The sequence below is a fragment of the Bradyrhizobium sp. USDA 10063 genome (genome assembly GCF_054063735.1).
On record NZ_JBSSGP010000001.1, the window covers coordinates 33,944 to 50,589 of the forward strand.

Below are 16,646 nucleotides of genomic sequence, written 5' to 3' on the forward strand. Positions count from 1 at the left end.
ACCATTTGGTGCCAAGATACGGCCAGTCGTCGCCGTGGCAACACCGCCCAGTTCCAAGTTATCCGGCGGACAAACCGGCGCCGGTGAATCCACATCCGCGAAGGCTGTTGCGGCACTCGAGCAGTCACGACAGGAATCGACCGGAAACCACGCGCATCAGCAGCCTCGCAGAGGCTGCAGGCGGTTTGATACATCTGAATTCAGGCGCCGCTACGCGTGCGCATTTTGCGACATAGAGAGCGAAATGACTTATCGATCGAAAACCGTTTCGCTCACAATCCATCGTCCATGGTCGCGGTTTCTTCCCCGGACAGCACTATTCTGAGCTGGTCCCGGTTGTCTGAACAGAATCTCCGCGTCGATAAGTGGAGCGTCTGCCGGGGTTAGGCCGCCGCGCGGAGCGGCGGAAGATCGAAGTAGGCTTGATCCGGAGTGCGGTCGTCAAGGCTCGAATGAGGCCGACGACCATTGTAAAAGTCTAGATACTGACCAATCGAACGTCGCGTGTCAGCAACGGTTTCGTAGGCTTGCAGATAGACCTCCTCGTATTTGACGCTGCGCCATAGCCGTTCGACGAACACGTTGTCCCGCCAGGCTCCCTTGCCGTCCATGCTGATCGCAATGCCATTGTCGGCGAGCACGCCGATAAAGGCCTGTCCGGTGAACTGCGAGCCCTGATCCGTGTTGAAGACATCCGGCTTGCCCGGGGCGGCAGCAGATCACGAGATCGTCGGCATAGTTGACGACGTAGGCATCGAGTTGTTCCTGGTGTCCGTGGTCGCGCCAAGCCAGCAGAAAGCGTCGGAAGTAAATGTTCGCCAGCAACGGACTCAGAGGAGAGCGTTGCGGGGTCCCTTTCTTAAACTTTCGTGCATCTGCCGTCTGTATCGTCCGTCTTCCGCTCCGTTCGACCACTGGAGCCGTCAACCAGCTTTTGATGGTCGAGAGAAGTCGTCCGTCGGCGATCCGCCGTGTCAGGCATCGCATCAGCGGCCCGTGTGGAATCGACGTGAAAGACTACTCGACAGACTACCCACCACCGCGCTCATCATCTCGACGACTATCCCGATCAGGTAACCATCGTTCGGTCGCGCCATCCCTTTGAGGGATCTGCGCTTGATGTGCTTGGCTGGTGTCATCGACGCGGCGAACTTCATCTGACGCTTGTACTGCCCCGATGGTACCCGTGCCCTTGTACCGGCCGCGTGGACAGATCTGCCTATCGCACAACATTTACCGCGTGCAAGCCCGCAATGCGCTCAAGCGGCATTCCTGGCTTCCCCCGCCGAGCTGCTGCACGCCCGGACGATCGTTGACGCTTTGCTGCGGCAATTGGATGCCGCGCATACTGTCCTGCCACCGGAATCGGAGGACAGCCATGCAGCAGCTAAGCTTTCTCGACCCGCCACCTCAGCGCGGGGCCGTACCCGTATGGGAGGCCCTCGATAAAGAGCAGCGCGCACATCTCGTGCTGCGACTCGCCCGACTAATCGCCCGAGCAATCGCCACTGCCGGAGATCACAACGATGAACGAACTGAGCAAGATCACCGCTGAGCACCTACGCCGATGCGCAATCGTCTACGTGCGTCAGTCCAGTACGACGCAGGTCGAGCATAATCGCGAGTCCACTGCCCGTCAGTACGAGTTAGCCGAACGCGCCGCGCGGCTTGGTTGGCGTCGCGATCAGGTGAAGGTCATCGATGAGGACCTCGGTATTTCCGGTTCCGGCCTTTCCGAGCGCACCGGCTTCGCGCGCATGACCGCGGAGGTCGGCCTCGGCCAGGTGGGCATCGTGCTCGGCCTGGAAGTCTCGCGACTAGCGCGCAATAATGCTGATTGGTACCGTCTGCTCGATCTGTGTGGCCTGACCCACACGCTCATCGGTGATGGAGATGGGATTTACGATCGATCATGTTGATACCTTCATTTGTTTGGTCTCGGGTCGAAAACGAGGTGATCTCGAGCTCCTGTCTTAAGCTCTCGCAACGCAACAATGCTGGCTTCCGTATCAGGAAAGAGGAATCGCTTGTCGCAAGGATCGCGCTGGATATCAATGGTGCCGCTGCGGATACGTCGCTTGATCCAAGAACTCGAAACTCCCAAACGCTTTGCCATTGCGGTCACCGGCAGCCAACCAGCAATGTGACGAGCACGCGTTGCGACGCCGTCCTGCAGTACGCGATGGCGCTGCCGCACGATCTGAACGGTTCGTACTGGAACATAATTTCGGCGCGGTGAGCGGTGCCCCTCCTGGGTCAAGGTGTTGGCGATTTCGGCATCATCGAAGCCCTGGCGGGCCAGCTCAAGGATCCGTGCTTGCATCTCAGTCCCTCGAGTTAGAGCATGCAGTGCATGGACCCTCGGCTCGACTTCCAATTCGGATATCTCGCCACCACACCAGACGATCCGAACCGCGATTCGATCGCGCGTGATGCGGTGGAGAACAACCTTGTCAATCAGCGTTCGTAATAACTGCTTCTTATCTGCCCGGCTCACATCAGGCCGCCGCCAGAGCTCAGGCAAGTGTGGACCAAGCGCAAGAAACTCATTCTGCTCCTCTGGGGTCAACATGGCTGATTTGCTCTTCGTGGCTCGGCGGGTGGTCAGCGCCTCTTCAGCCTGCCGGAGTTCGCGTAACGCGTTTTCCCATCGCCGCTCCAACTCAGCGGCGATGAGGCGATTGTCAGGATCGACCCGATTATACTGTCGTTCGGCCAGGAGTGCCTGATAGCGCAGTCGCTCAACCTGCTGCTCTTCGGCGCGATCAAGCGCTTCGTCAGTCTGCTGCCGCGCATTGAGCGCACGCCTCCAGGCCTCCACCTCAGCGGGAGCGATCGCTGCAAAGAATGCAGCCGCCACCTGTGCGTCGATTGGATCGGCGGGAAGATGCTGGCATAGCGTCTTGCCTTGGTGGTTCAACAGGGAATTGCAGACGTAGCGGGACCCGCCCTTGTATTGTATCGACATCTTGTGGCCGCACCGGCCGCACCAGGTGATGCCTTGCAAGATAGCGGCCCCCTCTCGGGGCACGCCACGCGTCTGATTGCGTTGGTATTCGGCATGGTTATCGCGCAACATGGCCTGGATCCGCTCAAAGCCATCCCAATCGATGTATGCAGGATAGCGGTCCTTTACTACTACCTTCCACTCTGCCATTGGGCAGCGGGCCGTCTTCAGTTTACCACTCGTATAGGTCGTGCGGCAGGACTTGGTGCGGCCATAGACGAAAGCGCCAGCATAGGCCGGATTCCTCAAAATTCCGGAAATCATGCTGGCCGATGGTGTCCGCCACGCAATATCGCCGAACCGGTCCCGCCGCGGTATAGAGAGCGCACGATCTCGGAATGACCGGATTACCTTGCCTACGGAGCCTCCCTCCAGAAATGTCGTGAAAACCAGTGATATCCGCTGCTGCACCTCCCTGCTCGGATCCTTCGATGCCACACCATTGGCGTCACGTTCCAAACCCGCCGGTAACAGTAACGTCAACTCGCCGCGCTCGGCCTTGGCGCGCAGCCCCGCCGTCAGACGGCCGCGCAGTGTGTGCAACTCCACTTCGGAGATTGTGCCCTTTAAGCCGAGTAACAGGCGCCCATTGGTTGAGCCAGGATCGTAGACGCCGTCGCGATCCGCAATGAGGCATTGCCGGTAGCCGCACAGATCGAGTAGCGGGTACCAATCAGAGCAGTTGCGCGCGAGACGCGTCACCTCATAGGAGAGAATGATTCCGATTTCACCCAACGTGACGCGGGCGATAACGTCCTTGAAGCCCTCGCGATGCGCTGCTGTCGATCCACTCAATCCAAGGTCGGCATCAACGACATCAATATTGGTATCATCCCAACCGAGATCGGTGGCTCGCTGTCGCAGTGCATACTGCAGTCGCAGGCTCTCCTGGTTGGTTATCACCTGATGAGGCGTCGACTGCCGAATGTAAATTACGGCTCTGCGACAAAGGTGGCTCCCCGTCACAAGATCCGACCTCATGGCTCTTCTCCCAGCGAACCACGCGAGCTTGCCAATTTTGATTCGGAGCCGTGCCTTAAAGAATCATTTGTCGGCTGATTCGCCAAGCTCGTCAGCACCACGTCTCTTGAAAGCCGGAGCAAGTCTCGAATGCTTTCGAGCGAAAGCTTGCTTGACGGGACAGACAGCCGCTCGCCATAGAGGTTGGTTGCTGCAGCTCGAATTCTCAGCAAAATGCCGTCGCGATAATGAACGAGAACGCAGCCGCGGAGCGAGCTTCCGGCCGATACCAAATCAAAGCGCCGTCCGTATAGTGGATGGGTTGGGTCGGTTACGGTAATCTGCTCTAATTGATCAGATGGCTCCCGAATAGGGGCATCATGCTGTGTGGTCGTAGACACCTTCCTCATCGACAATGAGTGTGCCAACTAAGCCGCAGAACTCCAACAATGTATGCCAGTCTCGACCGTTTCGGGCGAGCCGAGAGGCTTCGATCGAGAACACGGCGCCGACGCGCCCTTCACAGATTAGCGCCAGTAACCGCTCAAATCCACGTCGCGCGACGCCACCACCAGATTTTCCGAGATCGTCATCAATAACCTCGACGTCGCTCCAGCCAAGTTCACGGGCGCGAGCCTCAAGGCCATATTGTCTGCGTTTGCTCTCCAAGTTGTGCGCGACCTGGTCTACCGATGACTGCCGAACGTAAACTACGGCGCTGCGTGCCAAATGATCAGCGGAGATCTTCGTCATGACGCCCCTCCTGATCTGACTGGACTGAAGGTACGGGGACTTCTGCGACGGCTTCCTTTAGGAGGACCGATAGCAGCTTTACGGTTTTGGCTTCGACCACCAGAGGCAGACGTTCCGCCTGCGCCGTCGCGAACAGATCCAGTTGCCGCTTTCGCATTATCTTGGACATGAGCTCTTCCCTCACCGGGAGGCGATTCTCCCCGAGGCAAGGCTACGAGGACGTCAAGGAGCGCGCGAAGCTCAAGAAGTCGGTTCACGGGCAGAAGCGGATCAGCTACAATTTTAGCCGACGCTGCTTCAGGCTCTGTCATCCAGGCCGGCAGAAATTGGGAATGGGCGCTCTCGCGGCGAACCGTGAAGTGGCGACAGCCGTCGTGAATTTGTTCACTGAGCACGACCAGTTCGCGGCCAGCGTCAGGATGGAATGGATATGTTACCCGAACTTCCTTGCCCAAAATCCCTGCATTATGCGGCTCCTTCGGATGAGGGCGCGGAGAACTGGGCCTGAGTCGCTTGGCTGATCGAGACCGCCCTATGCCGAGCTCGGCAGATGCGCCATTTGTCACCGCGAGCGGGAGCGCGCTGGCGGATCCGATCGGAGAACGCCTTGCCGAATTTCCGTCCCCACTGGCGCACGGTTTCATAGGTCACGCCAATGCCACGCGCCGCCAGCATTTCCTCGACCATCCGCAAGCTTAAGGGAAACCGGAAATACAAGCAAACGGCATAGCTGATCACTTCCGGTGGGAAGCGATGGCGGCGATAATAGAGGGTCCCGGGCGGTCGGCATGCCGCTCGTCTACCCCCTCGGCCGCTCCAACTCGTTAACTTGATCTCCACGACAAGCGCTATCGCCGAATCTCGAACCTTTGAGAATCGCCTCCTTCGGCTCGGCGGTCGATTAAGTTGACGATGCCCTTCTTACTCCAGAGGCCGTTGAGGCCGACCTGCAAATCGTTCCCCCCTACGACGCCAGTGCCGCCAAGGCTTGAGCCCGATCCGCAGGCTGAGCAAGACCCTCGGCGAGGGCAGCCAGACGCTGCTGGAGCTCGCGCGGAAGCTCAGCCACGGCCGCTCCGAGGCTTCGCAAGGCTAAGACGCGGCTTGCGGGATCGGCGAGTCCCTCGGCGATGGCGACGAGGCGCTCCTGGAGCTCGCGCGAAAGCCCTGCCACGCCCAGTCCGAGGCCCTCCAGAGCTTGGACGCGATGCGCGGGACCGGCGAGTCCCTCGGCGATGGCGACGAGGCGCTCCTGGAACTCGCGCGAAAGCCCTGCCACGCCCAGTCCGAGGCCCTTCAGAGCTTGGACGCGATGCGCGGGATCGGCGAGTCCCTCGGCGATGGCGACGAGGCGCTCCTGGAACTCGCGCGAAAGCCCTGCCACGCCCAGTCCGAGGCCCTCCAGAGCTTGGACGCGATGCGCGGGACCGGCGAGTCCCTCGGCGATGGCGACGAGGCGCTCCTGGAGCTCGCGCGAAAGCCCTGCCACGCCCAGTCCGAGGCCCTCCAGAGCTTGGACGCGATGCGCGGGACCGGCGAGTCCCTCGGCGATGGCGACGAGGCGCTCCTGGAGCTCGCGTGAAAGCCCCTCCACGCCCACTCCCAGGCTTCGCAGAGCCGAGGCGCGATCGTCGGGATTGGCGAATTTCTCGACGAGGGTGACCAGACGCTCCTGGAACTCAGGCGCAAGCGCTGCCACGCCCAGTCCGAGGCTCTGCGGGGCCCACATGCCTTGCCAGAACGGGGCGAGCCCCTCGGCGAGGACGACGAGGCGCTGCTGAAGTTCGGGTATAAGCCCTGCCGTGCCCATTGCTAAGTATCCCAAGGCCAAAGCGAGAAGCGGTGAGCTGTTAAGCTCCTCGGCGAGGACGACGAGCCGCCGCTGGAGCGCGGGTTCAAGCCGTCCTATGTGCGCTCCGAGGCCCTCCAGAGCTTGGACGCGATGCGCGGGATGGGCGAGTTTCTCGGCGAGGGAGACGAGGCGCCCCTGGAGCTCGCGCGACAGCCCTATCACACCCACTCCGAGGTTTCGCACAGCGTGCGCGCGATCCTCTGGCTTGTTGAGCCGCTCGACGAGGGTGACCAGGCGCTTCTGCAGCGCGGGCGTCAGCCCTGCCACGCCCGTTCCGAGGCTTCCCAGGACCCAAACGCGATCCTCTGGCTTGTTAAGCCGCTCGACGAGGGTGACCAGGCATTTCTGCAGCGCGGGCGTCAGCCCTGCCACGCCCGTTCCGAGGCTTCCTAGGACGAGGACGCGATGCTCGGAATTGGCGAGCCTCCCGGTGAGGTGGACGAGGTGCTTTTGCTGCCCCCTGGTCAGGCAATTGAAGTTGGGCGCGAGTGATTGGATCACGGCGGGATCTGTCAGCGCGGCAAAGCGATCCGCAACCTCTGAATGCGGGGCCGTCAGCCTGTGCCAGACGGACTGAACCCGAATAGCTTTCTGGCGCCTTGCGTGAAGCGCCGGATCATATTGCTGCGCGGCATCCCGCAGCCCGCAATTTGTCTGTGACATCTTCAGCAGATCAATCGGGCTGAGCGACTCCGCAATTTTACCGATTAAGTCCGCCGGCAGCAGATGAAGGTTCTGAGGCGAAACGCTATCCCTCTGGATCCATCTTCTACAGAACGACAAGCTGGATGAGATCATCGTACTGAACTGGTCAGCAATCTTACTGAGTAACTCAGGCCCTCGTGGATGACGGCCATCGCCGGTGCTCTGGCTGTTGCGAGAGGAGGTTGCCCCTTGCGGCTCAGAGCGCGTTTGCTCCACGACACAGCAGGATAATGGGCCAGCTCCTTCAAGGCCAACAGCCGACCTGGGAGGAGATTCCTCCACGCTATCAGCGTCGTCGGTGATATATCCCGGGATCGGCGTCTTGCAACAGTTGCTAATGCCCCACACTATCTATCTCCTACAGAGCGAAAAACGGGATAGACCATCGTATTGTCGCGCAACGGTGGCGCCAGTTACCGCAAACCGTTGTAGGCCGGCGCGCAACATGACGTTGAACGACGCCGACACTTCTAGTTTGATTAGGATCGAGTTTCAGCTGGGCCGATCGCAGCCGGACGGGACAAAATGATCCTCAAAGGCCGCGAAAATGGACACGAACCATTGCAAGCAGCCTCTAGATAGGAACGCTCCGTTCGAGTCGAGATGCGAAGAGATTGGTTCGGGTCGTACTGTTTTTATGCTGCATTGTCTCGCCTCGATTAAACGAAGATCAATCGCCTCGGCTTAAGCCGAGACAGTATGGCTCGTCTCCGTGGATCTTGGTAGCAAGACATCGAAGCGGAGGCGACCGCCGCGTTGGGCAGCCCATCTTCCTCTCCCACATATGACAGATAGAGATTCCCTGTGACGAGAACAAATAATTGCTCATTATGAAGCAATACTTCGTGCCTATGGCTGCCACTCCTCAATGGCGACAGGTAGCGGTACGCGACAATGCGGCGGCGAACATTCCGGTTGTGAATATTCGCCGCCACCAAAGCGGCGTAGCGCTCGCGTGCGACTCAACCGTAGGCAAGTCGTTCGCTTGGTCACCAGTTCGGGGCGGCCTGCGCGCACCAGCTCATTCATCTCGTCTTCAACTGGGAGTCCCCTAGATTAGCGAGACATCTGGATAAGGCTTCTTGTACCCATTGGTGGCGCATTGGTTTGGTGCACTTCAACACTTCTCGATTGGACCAATGCCCCTGAACTCTCTCCATCTGCGAGGCGCTCCAAACCCTCAAAGCCCGGGGTGTGAGGCTTGCACTAACCAGTTCCCTCCAGGACTTGCGCACGCTGATCCATCGGCTTTTACGCGCGGGCAACGTATCAAGCATTTTCTGCGCAATCGGTGCGAGGCGCGCGGCATCGGAATCGGGGGCATTCTTGGCATCTTCAACAACGCTAAGGCGACCTTTTCGGACCAGGCCCACCCCGATTCAGTGAACCTGCACTCCGCGAAATACTCAAAACAGCTCCGGAACGTCAATGCGCGGCCAATGATCGTCTGGTTTGATAATTTCATCTCGCTCAGCCACTGCCGAAGATATTCCCACCACGCTCGGCTGCCAAAGTCGAGAAGATCATGACCTTTGAACACCAGAAGCGCCGCCATGCCAGAATCTCAGTTCGCGCCTCTTCATCCTGTCGTTCGAACCAATCCCAGATTGCCTGCAATGGTGTGAGCCGGCTGGCTCGCCATCGATATCTGTGTTGGGCCGGCGCGATGGAACTGGACCACGTTATCCAACGGGGGCATGCACGGCCACGGCTTCCCCTCCGCGTCCCAGAAGACCCAGCGCTCGGCGATCTTTCTTGCCTCTTCAGGAGACTGGGTTTGCCAAAGCTCCTTGAGTGCCTTGTTAACGTAGTGGGAGACGTCAGCTCTAAGGCCGCATGTGCGGGCTATCGTTGCAAGGCGCCCGGCATCAATGAGCCGCGCCGCGAAGTCGTTCTCTGCGTTCATTTTCCGAAGCCTTCGCGCCTTCTCGTCGTCCGTGTTCCCTTCATGTTCATTCGGCTCGATGTGATCGAACCAGGAGCCCGGGGGAAATGCCGCGATACGCGTGGTGACCTAACGCCCGTCGGTGTCGGCCGAGCGGACGCCGTCCCGCGCCTCAAGTCACGCGCCGCTAACTCCGCTGGCCAACCAAAGCTTCAACTTGCGATGGTAACCATACCCAAGAGAGGGCGGCCTGGGCTATGCCCGAAGAACTGCATGGAGAGTTCGGCGAAGAAGGCGTTAGTGCAAATGCGCTTCTGAAGCGTCTTGATGAAATTGAGCAGTTCAAACATTATCACTATCACCACGAAACGTTTGCGCGTGCGCTTGCAGTTGCGGGGATCAAGATTGCAAATCGCGATGGTGCGGGCACGCTGTCTGCGGTTTGACCGGTTTCCGGCGATTCTGCGTAAGCACGGAGTTTTCCGGATTAGGTCGATCAAGGGTTCCTTAAGTCGGGCGCGTGAAGAATCAACAATTCATCCCGCAGCCGGCCATTGAAGCTCTCGATAAAGGCATTCTGCATGGGCGTGCCCGGCGCAATGTAGGTGTCCATCCGTTGAGGGCCGCCTTGGTTGACGGACGCTAGAGCATTTTCCGACCGGAATGAATCGTTAGGGATTCCCAAGACGACGCGAGTCAGATTCAAACTGCATGCTGGCGAAGGAGGTCAGCATGCATGGCCAAGGCGCTTTCCGTTGATCTTCGTCAAAGGTGGTCAGTGCGATTGACGGCGGCTTGTCCTGTCGACAGGCGCGCCGAGCGCTTTGGTGTCAGCGCGGCCAGCGCGATCCGCTGGCGCGGTCGCCTCAAAGAAGTTGGTATAGCGCGACGATCTGGTTGGGAAGACGTTTTTGGCCCGCACACTGAGGCTGCGGTGAGGGTATTCCAAGCGTCCCACGTTGATTTCGATGGCAATCCGTTGAAGGTCGACGGAATTGTCGTCCCTAAGACGTGGATCGCGCTCTGGAGTTGATCGCCCATTGAACTTCGACACGGGAGCGTCACAACGACCGGCGCCCGGTTGAGCGCGCTTCGACATAATGATCCAAAAACGGCGCCAGCTGACGACCGTAATGAGAGCGAGTACACCGATTCATGTAGTCGCGTTAGGCTCTCGCGGTGTATACGACATGAGATGTGAGTTGGGAGCAGCCAGCCTAGACGGCGTTCGGGACTCACCGGCGGATCGGTGGTGGGCTGCCTGACGGCTTCGCTCGATGACCAGGTTTCACGAAATGGGCATTTCTCTTGCTTCTCTGCGTTCCCAAGTTTGGCGGATCGTTGGCGGACAGGCTGAGGCCCCATATGCTCGGTGCATTTCAGCACGCGGACCATTCGCTTGCTGTACTTCGCTCCCAGGTTTGGCAATGCATCAGCGGACAGGCACCGAGTGCTATGACTGCGGTCCAAGGAGGAAAAAAGAAGAGAGCTCTTCAACGCTTGCTACAGACGGGATGTTCGAACGAACAGCCCAATCGCGGAGTACGCCGTCGGCACACAACGCTGCACCAATGACGTGGCCCATCTCAATTGCCAGCTGAGCGCATCTGATAGCTACTTTCCGGCGCAAAATTCGTGGTTCTGAAGGGCGGGGTCAACCGCGCAGATAGAGAAGCCCCGCGGGGGCGGCGGGGCGAAGAGGCCAAGACTGGCGCGGGAAGAGGACTACCTTTGGAGTGACTGTTCTTCCATCACGCGGCCGATGCTCATGAGATTGTCAGCGACAACGCCGAGCCCGACCCACCGCTTCATCCCGGTGCTGCCTTTGTAGTGGCAGCGATCGAGCCCGTGCCGCCGTTTGGCCACGCTGATGCGTCCCTCGCATCCGGTCCGCCATTTCTGACCGTTGCGGAACCACCGCTTCTTCTGCTCGCGCTTGCGGGCGACGCTCTTGGTGGAGCGATTTGGGATGCAGACGCGTTTGACGCCGCTCGCCTTCGCCGCGGCTTCATTTCTGGCAGAGTAGAACCCGGCGTCTGCCGCGACCAGACGCGGCGTGCGACCGAGCTTGGCTTGGTGGATTTCGATGGCCGGGATCAACAGGTCCGTATCGCTCGGCCGCCGGTCGTAGACTTCGTAGTCGATCACGATCTGGTTTTCGGCTTCCTGCAGCTTGACCATCTTGCCGAACTCATTGGGCTTGCCGGCCTTACCCTTGCGAATGATCTCCGTCGACGGCTCGAACACGCTGAAGAGCTTGTCCTCTGCCCGCGTATTGCCGCGGAAGATGCGTTCCCGGGTCTGCCGCATCACCTGCCGCACCAGCGGCATCATCGCCTCCAGCTCCTGCCGCAAGCCTTGCAGCGCCAGCCGTTTCAAGATGCCCCTGGCCCGCTTCACGCCGGTAGCGATCTCGCTGGAGAAGCGCTTCGCCTGACCCACCACTCGGCTCGTCGAGTTCAATAGCTTACGGTAGCCTTCCTTGAGCCTCTCGTGATTGAGCTGCCCCTTGGCGCGCGCAATCCGCGAGATATCGAGCAGCCGCAGCTTTACGCTTCGGCTCCGATCGCGCAGCTTCGTTCCGACTGCGCCCGTGATCGTGGTGATCTTCTTCATGGTGCGGATCAGCACTCGCACCCCGTCTCCCAACAACGTGCTATCGGTCGGATGGTGGATGTTGGTCTCCACCACCGTCGTATCCACGCGCATTCTGCGTCCCTGCGTCACCCCTTGTTGCTGCGCAATTTGCACGATCCGGTCGTGGATCTGCTTGATCGTGTCCGGATCCACAGCCAGGCCCCAACGTCCCATCGTCTTGGCGTCCGGCGTCTTGTCGCCGCCCACACGGGTGAAGTCGCGGTAAACCAGGTTGGCGCGCACCTCGCGCTCCAGCACATGATAGCTCCAGTTGCGAACGTGCTTGAGGATCAACAACCGCAACACCACTTCGGCCGGTGCGCCCGGCCGACCACGACTGCGGCTCCTGGGATGTCGTCTCGCGAGCGCCTCGTACACCGCACCTACGATCTGCTCATCCGCGAGAACCCGATCAGCATGGGTCATCCAGCTTTCGCGAAGATCGCTTACTTCCCCGGCGATCAAGCCGTCGCCGAAGCTCAGTTGCGCTCTGCGCATCTCAATCACGTTTCTTCCTCCTGCCGCGCGGCATCGCCGCATCAGGGCGCAACAGTTGGTGATTGAGCTCGCAGATCGCCTCGATCTCGTCCTTCAGCTTCTGGTAATTGTCCAACCAGCGGCGCACTTCGGCAACGCGCTCGCGCCGCACGCTGAACTGGCGCACGCGTCCGCCCGCATAGCTCACCGTCAGCACGTACACCTGATGCCCTTCGCCTCGTGCGCACTTCGGGCAGCCGCTCTTGTGACGAATGGTGCGCTCCAGTAGCGAGCCGCGCAGCAGCTCGCCGGTGACCGGCAGCTGGTCGACCAGCTTCTCACGCGTTTGAAGGGCTCGATTGCGAATCATTCATAAGAATGAATCAGCGTCGCCATCTCAAGTCAACGCCAGTCCGTCCGACCTTGCAGGTTTCATCACACCAAGCGATTCTCGCGGCTTCACAAGGCCGCCGAATTTTGCGCCGGAAAGTAGCTAGCGTACCACTGCCGACAACGACGGTAGAGGAGATCGATCGCGCTTCAGGTAACCTGCCCTGATCGCCTGGTTGACAGGCGCTCCCGCGCGCCGGAGATGCCCGATATGTCATCTTCACCGCTCCTGCAGTCCATCCATCAAGCTGGGCGTTCCCACCATGGGCGTCGCGCCACGTAGCGACTCAAATCAGCCGCCCTGGTTCAATTTGCTCGGGATAACCGCGCCCGCAGTCGCTTGCACAATATGGGGGGTATTGGCGGTGCCCAAACTCTTGCGCGCAGCCCAGATCTTCCCAATGTCGCGGACAGGCCCCACGCCTCCAGATATCGTCTCCGGCAGAATCGCAGCTGCGACCTTAGCCTGGTCTGAGTTTCCGGTGAGCGAGATCATCGGACGACTTCTCCTCAGTCAATGCGCCTTTATAGGGCGATTAAGCATGTATCGTGCCAAAGGAGAAATCGTTCTCTGTCAATATGCTAGTCTAGTTTCCGTCGCGAAACGGCTGAACTTAGGGGGTCCGATTGAAGTTATGCCGATAGATTGGGCATAAAGTGACGGAGAGTGGTGGAATCGGCAAGCTCGTAACGGGCGATTTTTTCGGTGCGGTTCGGAGTTGCGCGCCGTTTGTCAGCTTGGGATGTGCTGAGCCGCGGCCACTTTGGGTGACCGGGGCGGGCCGTCGTGTCGATCAAGCAGCTTTTCGCTTGCGTGACGGTCGCGCCAGCAGTGCTGCGATCCTCATGAGATTGTTGGCGAGCACGGCGGCGCCGACCCACAGCTCGAAACGGTCGCGTCCTTCGGCGAGGCAGCGCTTCATGCCGCGGCCTCGAAACAGCACGGAGATGCGTCCCTCGATGCCGGCGCGAAAGCGCTGACCATCCTTGAAGACCGTACTCTTCTCATATGCCTCCCGTCGTGCCGTCCGCTCGCCGCCACGCTGAGGAATGCACACCACCTTGACGCCGGCGTGCTTGCACGAGGCGAGGTTCTGCTCGCTGAAGAAGCCACGATCCGAGCCATACAGCTGCGGGGCGCGGCCAAAGGCCTGCCTGTGGCGCTGGAGGGAAGATGCCACGTGAACCTCGTCGGGTGGATTGCCCCTCAGCACCTCGTATTGCGTGATCAGGCCCTGAGCGCTTTCGGCGAGGAAGACCTTGTGGCCAAACTCGACCGGCGTGCGCACCTTGCCGCGCTTGATCAGGTCGGTATGAGGCTCGAAGATGGAATAGATCTTCTTGTCGGTAGCGAGCTGCTCACCAAGGAGCACACGACGACGTGACTGATCGATGACACGATCTCCCAGGTGGCAGAAGTGCTCGATCTGCCCGCGCAGTTCCTCGATGGCCATGTCGGCATCCTTGCCGCGGATCGTGCGGGTTCTCTCGAGCCCCGCGCGTGCGTTGCCTACGACCTCCTCGGCGATGTCGATGAGCACCCGGTATGTGCGGGCCTGCTGCTCGTGACGTTGCCTCGTCGTCATGCGCTGGATCTCGTACATCCGGCGCCGCGCCGCCCGCGTGCGATCGCAAAAGCCCTTGATTCTTCGCAATTCCAGCGCTTTGGCCAGACGGCGGACCAGGCGTGTGACAACGCGGACCACATCCCATAGCAACGTGTTGTCGGTTGGATGATGAATGTCGGTCTGCACGACCGTGGTGTCGACCCGCAACTTCGCGCCGTCCTCCAATCCGAGCTCGACCGCTGCCCGAACCACCAAATCGTTGACCGCTCTCAGCGTTTGTGGGGTCAGACGGATGAAGCCACGCTGAAAGGCGTCATGCTTCGGCACCGGCGCGCAGTAGAAGTCGGTGAACTGACGAAGCGTCAATCCATCTGCGATGCGTTCACGCAACTCGCGATAGTCCCAGTTCTTGAGCCGCATCAGAACCAGCGAGCGCAGAACCTGCGTCGCCGTTAATCCGTGACGACCGCTATCGGGTTGCTTCAGGCCACGCACCAAGTCCCGCCGGACGCGCTCGATGACGTCCCGCTGGTCGTCGAGAAAGCCGGATATCGCCTCCAGCAGCGGTTCCAGGCGAATGCCCTGATCGCGTTGCTGCATCAGCTCCCAATCGGCAAAGCTGATCTGTCGCGCCGTCGCTCTCACATCGCTCGGCTCTTCTTGCTTTTGGATGCTTCGGCGCGTTCTCGCTTCAGCGCTTTGATGTATCGCGGTGCCGCCTGGTGCAGCAGATCCTGCAGAGCGCGCCCGTTGTCCAGACTGCGCTGAACCTCCGGCACAAGCTCTTCCGGCACGTAGACGGCAACGCGACGTCCGTTCGCGCGACCGTAGAGCACATAACTTTGATGCTGTTCGCCAGACCGGCACGCCGGGCAATTCTCGCGGATACATCGGCTCCGACGCAGGCTCAGCGAACCCAGAAGCGCAGGCCAGAGACTCGTCGATTCGCTTCGCAGCCATCGCGCAACATCCAAAGGCGATTCCGAATCAACATGCTTCATATCAAGAATGTGATACTATGCACATGTACGGCGCAAGAAAAAACGTGCGCGAAAATCGCGCGATAACCCATATTTTTAAAGGGCGAAATGCGTTTCGCGACAGAAACTAGTCTAGTGGAGCGAATTCGTCTCGACGGAGGCATTTGTCTATCGGTGCTTGCCTTGGCCAGGTTTGACTTGCTACCGAACTTTCACCGTCACCATCTCCACTGCCCTCGTTGCTGCGTCCTCTTGGCGAATATGAAGCAGCGGTCAGAGGGAGCTTCTGTGGGCGCGCACAAAGAAGGCTACCGAAGCACCGATCGATCGGCTCGATGCCATGCTGGCGCGATTGCCACTCTCCGGCGTCCACGATTAGCTCGACAACCGATCAAGCGGCGCGGTGGTCATCTTGGCTCCGCCGAAAACAGCGAAGCCAATGCCTACTTCAATTAGGCACCGAAAGCGCTATCAGCACCGACCGCGATTTAGCGAACTACCGTAAGCGCTATTCTTGACGCACCTGTGCAATTGAGTGTCCTGATGGGATGAGGTGTCCACCATGAACAAGGTGGACATCATCGATGATCACTCCAGAGGAACCTTTTAAGCTTGAGACGCTCGGTGTGTTGGGGAATGGCCGGCGTCGCTATGACCCGGCCAGCAAACAACAGCTGGTCGAAGCCTGTCTGCGGCCTGGCGTGTCGCTGGCGGGGCTGGCGTTGTGCAACACGGCGTGAACGCGAACCTGCTGCGCAAGTGGGTGGCCAAGCGACAACTTCAGAACGGGAATGGCCAGCCGGAGGCGCGGGCGGCGATTGCGCCGGCGTTTATTCCGGTTAGCGCGCCGTCGACGTCGCCAACTCGATCTGCTGGCGCGATCGCGGTTTGCGCGACGGAGCGATCCTGTGCCGGGCGGCTGACGGCATCGATGCCCAACGGAGTGACGCTTTCGCTGGAAGGCGGCGACGCTCAGTTGCTGTCGGCGGTAATTGAAGCGCTAGGGCGTTGCGATGTTCCGACTGGCGTCTGATCTTCGGGTCTACCTTCACCGCGAGCCGATTGACTTCCGGGCGGGCATCAACAGCCTGGGGATCGTGGTCGAGCAGTCGATGGGGCTGGATCCGTTCCAGCGCGCGGTGTTCGGGTTCTGCAATCGCCGGCGCGACCGGATCAAGCTGCTGATTTATGATCGGTCGGGATTTTGGATGCTGCTGAAGCGGCTGGAGGCGGACAGATTCCACTGGCCCGGAAGCCAGGAGGCGGTGCTGACGCTGACGACGGAGGAGCTGCACTGGCTGCTTGACGGCATCAACATCGCGGCGGTGCGTCGCCATCCGGTGCGGCAATATCAGAGCGTGGGCTGACAGTGTTCGATGCGGCGGCGTCATCGGATGACGCCGCCAACTACATGGAACCCGGTTGACGCGGC

The 16,646-nt window shown here is 60.0% G+C and carries 13 protein-coding genes and 7 pseudogenes; 5 read left to right on the top strand and 15 right to left on the bottom strand.

The window, feature by feature from the left end; all coding sequences use genetic code 11:
• Nucleotides 1-383: 383 nt before the first annotated feature.
• From ACVJGD_RS00100 to ACVJGD_RS00110, 3 genes and pseudogenes are all read right to left on the bottom strand, one after another.
• A pseudogene (locus ACVJGD_RS00100) lies at nucleotides 384-704 on the bottom strand (transposase); the annotation flags it as partial.
• Nucleotides 705-765: 61 nt separating this feature from the next.
• Nucleotides 766-987 (bottom strand): annotated as a pseudogene (locus ACVJGD_RS00105) (group II intron reverse transcriptase/maturase); the annotation flags it as partial.
• Complete coding sequence (locus tag ACVJGD_RS00110; RefSeq protein ID WP_456632521.1) at nucleotides 987-1,157, bottom strand: hypothetical protein; 171 nt, start codon at nucleotides 1,155-1,157, stop codon at nucleotides 987-989. The pseudogene ACVJGD_RS00105 and the gene ACVJGD_RS00110, both read right to left, overlap by 1 nt.
• 369 nt (nucleotides 1,158-1,526) lie before the next feature.
• On the opposite strand from ACVJGD_RS00110, the gene ACVJGD_RS00115 reads away from it, so the two are divergent.
• Nucleotides 1,527-1,919, top strand: a complete 393-nt coding sequence (locus ACVJGD_RS00115; RefSeq protein WP_456632522.1) for a recombinase family protein — start codon at nucleotides 1,527-1,529, stop codon at nucleotides 1,917-1,919.
• A gap of 5 nt (nucleotides 1,920-1,924) precedes the next feature.
• On the opposite strand, the gene ACVJGD_RS00120 is transcribed toward ACVJGD_RS00115, so the two are convergent.
• The 6 genes and pseudogenes from ACVJGD_RS00120 to ACVJGD_RS00145 form a co-directional block, all read right to left on the bottom strand.
• Complete coding sequence (locus ACVJGD_RS00120; protein ID WP_456632523.1) at nucleotides 1,925-3,988, bottom strand: recombinase family protein; 2,064 nt, start codon at nucleotides 3,986-3,988, stop codon at nucleotides 1,925-1,927.
• A gap of 369 nt (nucleotides 3,989-4,357) precedes the next feature.
• Nucleotides 4,358-4,720, bottom strand: a pseudogene (locus tag ACVJGD_RS00125) (recombinase family protein); the annotation flags it as partial.
• Nucleotides 4,701-4,889, bottom strand: a complete 189-nt coding sequence (locus tag ACVJGD_RS00130) for a hypothetical protein (RefSeq protein WP_456632524.1) — start codon at nucleotides 4,887-4,889, stop codon at nucleotides 4,701-4,703. The pseudogene ACVJGD_RS00125 and the gene ACVJGD_RS00130, both read right to left, overlap by 20 nt.
• A 380-nt stretch (nucleotides 4,890-5,269) precedes the next feature.
• Nucleotides 5,270-5,510 (bottom strand): annotated as a pseudogene (locus tag ACVJGD_RS00135) (IS6 family transposase); the annotation flags it as partial.
• A 174-nt stretch (nucleotides 5,511-5,684) separates the two neighbouring features.
• Complete coding sequence (locus tag ACVJGD_RS00140; RefSeq protein WP_456632525.1) at nucleotides 5,685-7,370, bottom strand: hypothetical protein; 1,686 nt, start codon at nucleotides 7,368-7,370, stop codon at nucleotides 5,685-5,687.
• Between the two features lie 1,486 nt (nucleotides 7,371-8,856).
• Nucleotides 8,857-9,183, bottom strand: a complete 327-nt coding sequence (locus ACVJGD_RS00145) for a hypothetical protein (RefSeq protein WP_456632526.1) — start codon at nucleotides 9,181-9,183, stop codon at nucleotides 8,857-8,859.
• Between the two features lie 236 nt (nucleotides 9,184-9,419).
• Between ACVJGD_RS00145 and ACVJGD_RS00150 the strand changes: the two genes are divergently transcribed.
• A complete protein-coding gene (locus tag ACVJGD_RS00150) occupies nucleotides 9,420-9,608 on the top strand; it encodes a hypothetical protein (protein ID WP_456632527.1) in 189 nt (62 codons plus the stop codon).
• An 83-nt stretch (nucleotides 9,609-9,691) separates the two neighbouring features.
• On the opposite strand, the pseudogene ACVJGD_RS00155 reads toward ACVJGD_RS00150, so the two are convergent.
• Nucleotides 9,692-9,766 (bottom strand): annotated as a pseudogene (locus ACVJGD_RS00155) (integrase core domain-containing protein); the annotation flags it as partial.
• Between the two features lie 132 nt (nucleotides 9,767-9,898).
• Here ACVJGD_RS00155 and ACVJGD_RS00160 point away from each other — a divergent pair.
• Nucleotides 9,899-10,025: pseudogene (locus ACVJGD_RS00160) on the top strand (IS630 family transposase); the annotation flags it as partial.
• An 862-nt stretch (nucleotides 10,026-10,887) separates the two neighbouring features.
• Here the strand turns inward: ACVJGD_RS00160 and ACVJGD_RS00165 are convergent.
• The 5 genes from ACVJGD_RS00165 to ACVJGD_RS00185 form a co-directional block, all read right to left on the bottom strand.
• Nucleotides 10,888-12,297 carry an ISNCY family transposase gene (locus ACVJGD_RS00165; RefSeq protein ID WP_456632766.1) on the bottom strand — a complete coding sequence of 470 codons (1,410 nt, stop codon included), beginning with the start codon at nucleotides 12,295-12,297 and terminating at the stop codon, nucleotides 10,888-10,890.
• A gap of 1 nt (nucleotide 12,298) precedes the next feature.
• The gene (locus ACVJGD_RS00170; RefSeq protein ID WP_456632528.1) at nucleotides 12,299-12,646 is read right to left on the bottom strand and encodes a DUF6788 family protein; all 348 of its coding nucleotides are present in this window, start codon (nucleotides 12,644-12,646) and stop codon (nucleotides 12,299-12,301) included.
• 312 nt (nucleotides 12,647-12,958) lie between these two features.
• Nucleotides 12,959-13,162 carry a hypothetical protein gene (locus ACVJGD_RS00175; protein ID WP_456632529.1) on the bottom strand — a complete coding sequence of 68 codons (204 nt, stop codon included), beginning with the start codon at nucleotides 13,160-13,162 and terminating at the stop codon, nucleotides 12,959-12,961.
• A gap of 298 nt (nucleotides 13,163-13,460) precedes the next feature.
• Nucleotides 13,461-14,879 carry an ISNCY family transposase gene (locus tag ACVJGD_RS00180; RefSeq protein WP_456632530.1) on the bottom strand — a complete coding sequence of 473 codons (1,419 nt, stop codon included), beginning with the start codon at nucleotides 14,877-14,879 and terminating at the stop codon, nucleotides 13,461-13,463.
• A complete protein-coding gene (locus ACVJGD_RS00185) occupies nucleotides 14,876-15,235 on the bottom strand; it encodes a DUF6788 family protein (protein ID WP_456632531.1) in 360 nt (119 codons plus the stop codon). Before ACVJGD_RS00185 ends, ACVJGD_RS00180 begins: the two co-directional genes overlap by 4 nt.
• 563 nt (nucleotides 15,236-15,798) lie before the next feature.
• Between ACVJGD_RS00185 and tnpA the strand changes: the two are divergent.
• Both tnpA and tnpB read left to right on the top strand, forming a co-directional pair.
• Nucleotides 15,799-16,247, top strand: a pseudogene (tnpA, locus tag ACVJGD_RS00190) (IS66-like element accessory protein TnpA).
• Complete coding sequence (tnpB, locus tag ACVJGD_RS00195) at nucleotides 16,228-16,581, top strand: IS66 family insertion sequence element accessory protein TnpB (protein WP_229172545.1); 354 nt, start codon at nucleotides 16,228-16,230, stop codon at nucleotides 16,579-16,581. Before tnpA ends, tnpB begins: the two are co-directional and overlap by 20 nt.
• Nucleotides 16,582-16,646: the final 65 nt, after the last annotated feature.

Bases quoted from the DNA above. Each gene is read 5' to 3' on its own strand.
- ACVJGD_RS00165 (WP_456632766.1), bottom strand. From the start codon at position 12,297: ATGCGCAGAGCGCAACTGAGCTTCGGCGACGGCTTGATCGCCGGGGAA.
- ACVJGD_RS00170 (WP_456632528.1), bottom strand. From the start codon at position 12,646: ATGATTCGCAATCGAGCCCTTCAAACGCGTGAGAAGCTGGTCGACCAG.
- ACVJGD_RS00185 (WP_456632531.1), bottom strand. From the start codon at position 15,235: ATGAAGCATGTTGATTCGGAATCGCCTTTGGATGTTGCGCGATGGCTG.
- tnpB (WP_229172545.1), top strand. From the start codon at position 16,228: ATGTTCCGACTGGCGTCTGATCTTCGGGTCTACCTTCACCGCGAGCCG.
- ACVJGD_RS00175 (WP_456632529.1), bottom strand. From the start codon at position 13,162: ATGATCTCGCTCACCGGAAACTCAGACCAGGCTAAGGTCGCAGCTGCG.
- ACVJGD_RS00145 (WP_456632526.1), bottom strand. From the start codon at position 9,183: ATGAACGCAGAGAACGACTTCGCGGCGCGGCTCATTGATGCCGGGCGC.
- ACVJGD_RS00120 (WP_456632523.1), bottom strand. From the start codon at position 3,988: ATGAGGTCGGATCTTGTGACGGGGAGCCACCTTTGTCGCAGAGCCGTA.
- ACVJGD_RS00150 (WP_456632527.1), top strand. From the start codon at position 9,420: ATGCCCGAAGAACTGCATGGAGAGTTCGGCGAAGAAGGCGTTAGTGCA.
- ACVJGD_RS00140 (WP_456632525.1), bottom strand. From the start codon at position 7,370: ATGATCTCATCCAGCTTGTCGTTCTGTAGAAGATGGATCCAGAGGGAT.
- ACVJGD_RS00115 (WP_456632522.1), top strand. From the start codon at position 1,527: ATGAACGAACTGAGCAAGATCACCGCTGAGCACCTACGCCGATGCGCA.
- ACVJGD_RS00130 (WP_456632524.1), bottom strand. From the start codon at position 4,889: ATGTCCAAGATAATGCGAAAGCGGCAACTGGATCTGTTCGCGACGGCG.
- ACVJGD_RS00110 (WP_456632521.1), bottom strand. From the start codon at position 1,157: ATGAAGTTCGCCGCGTCGATGACACCAGCCAAGCACATCAAGCGCAGA.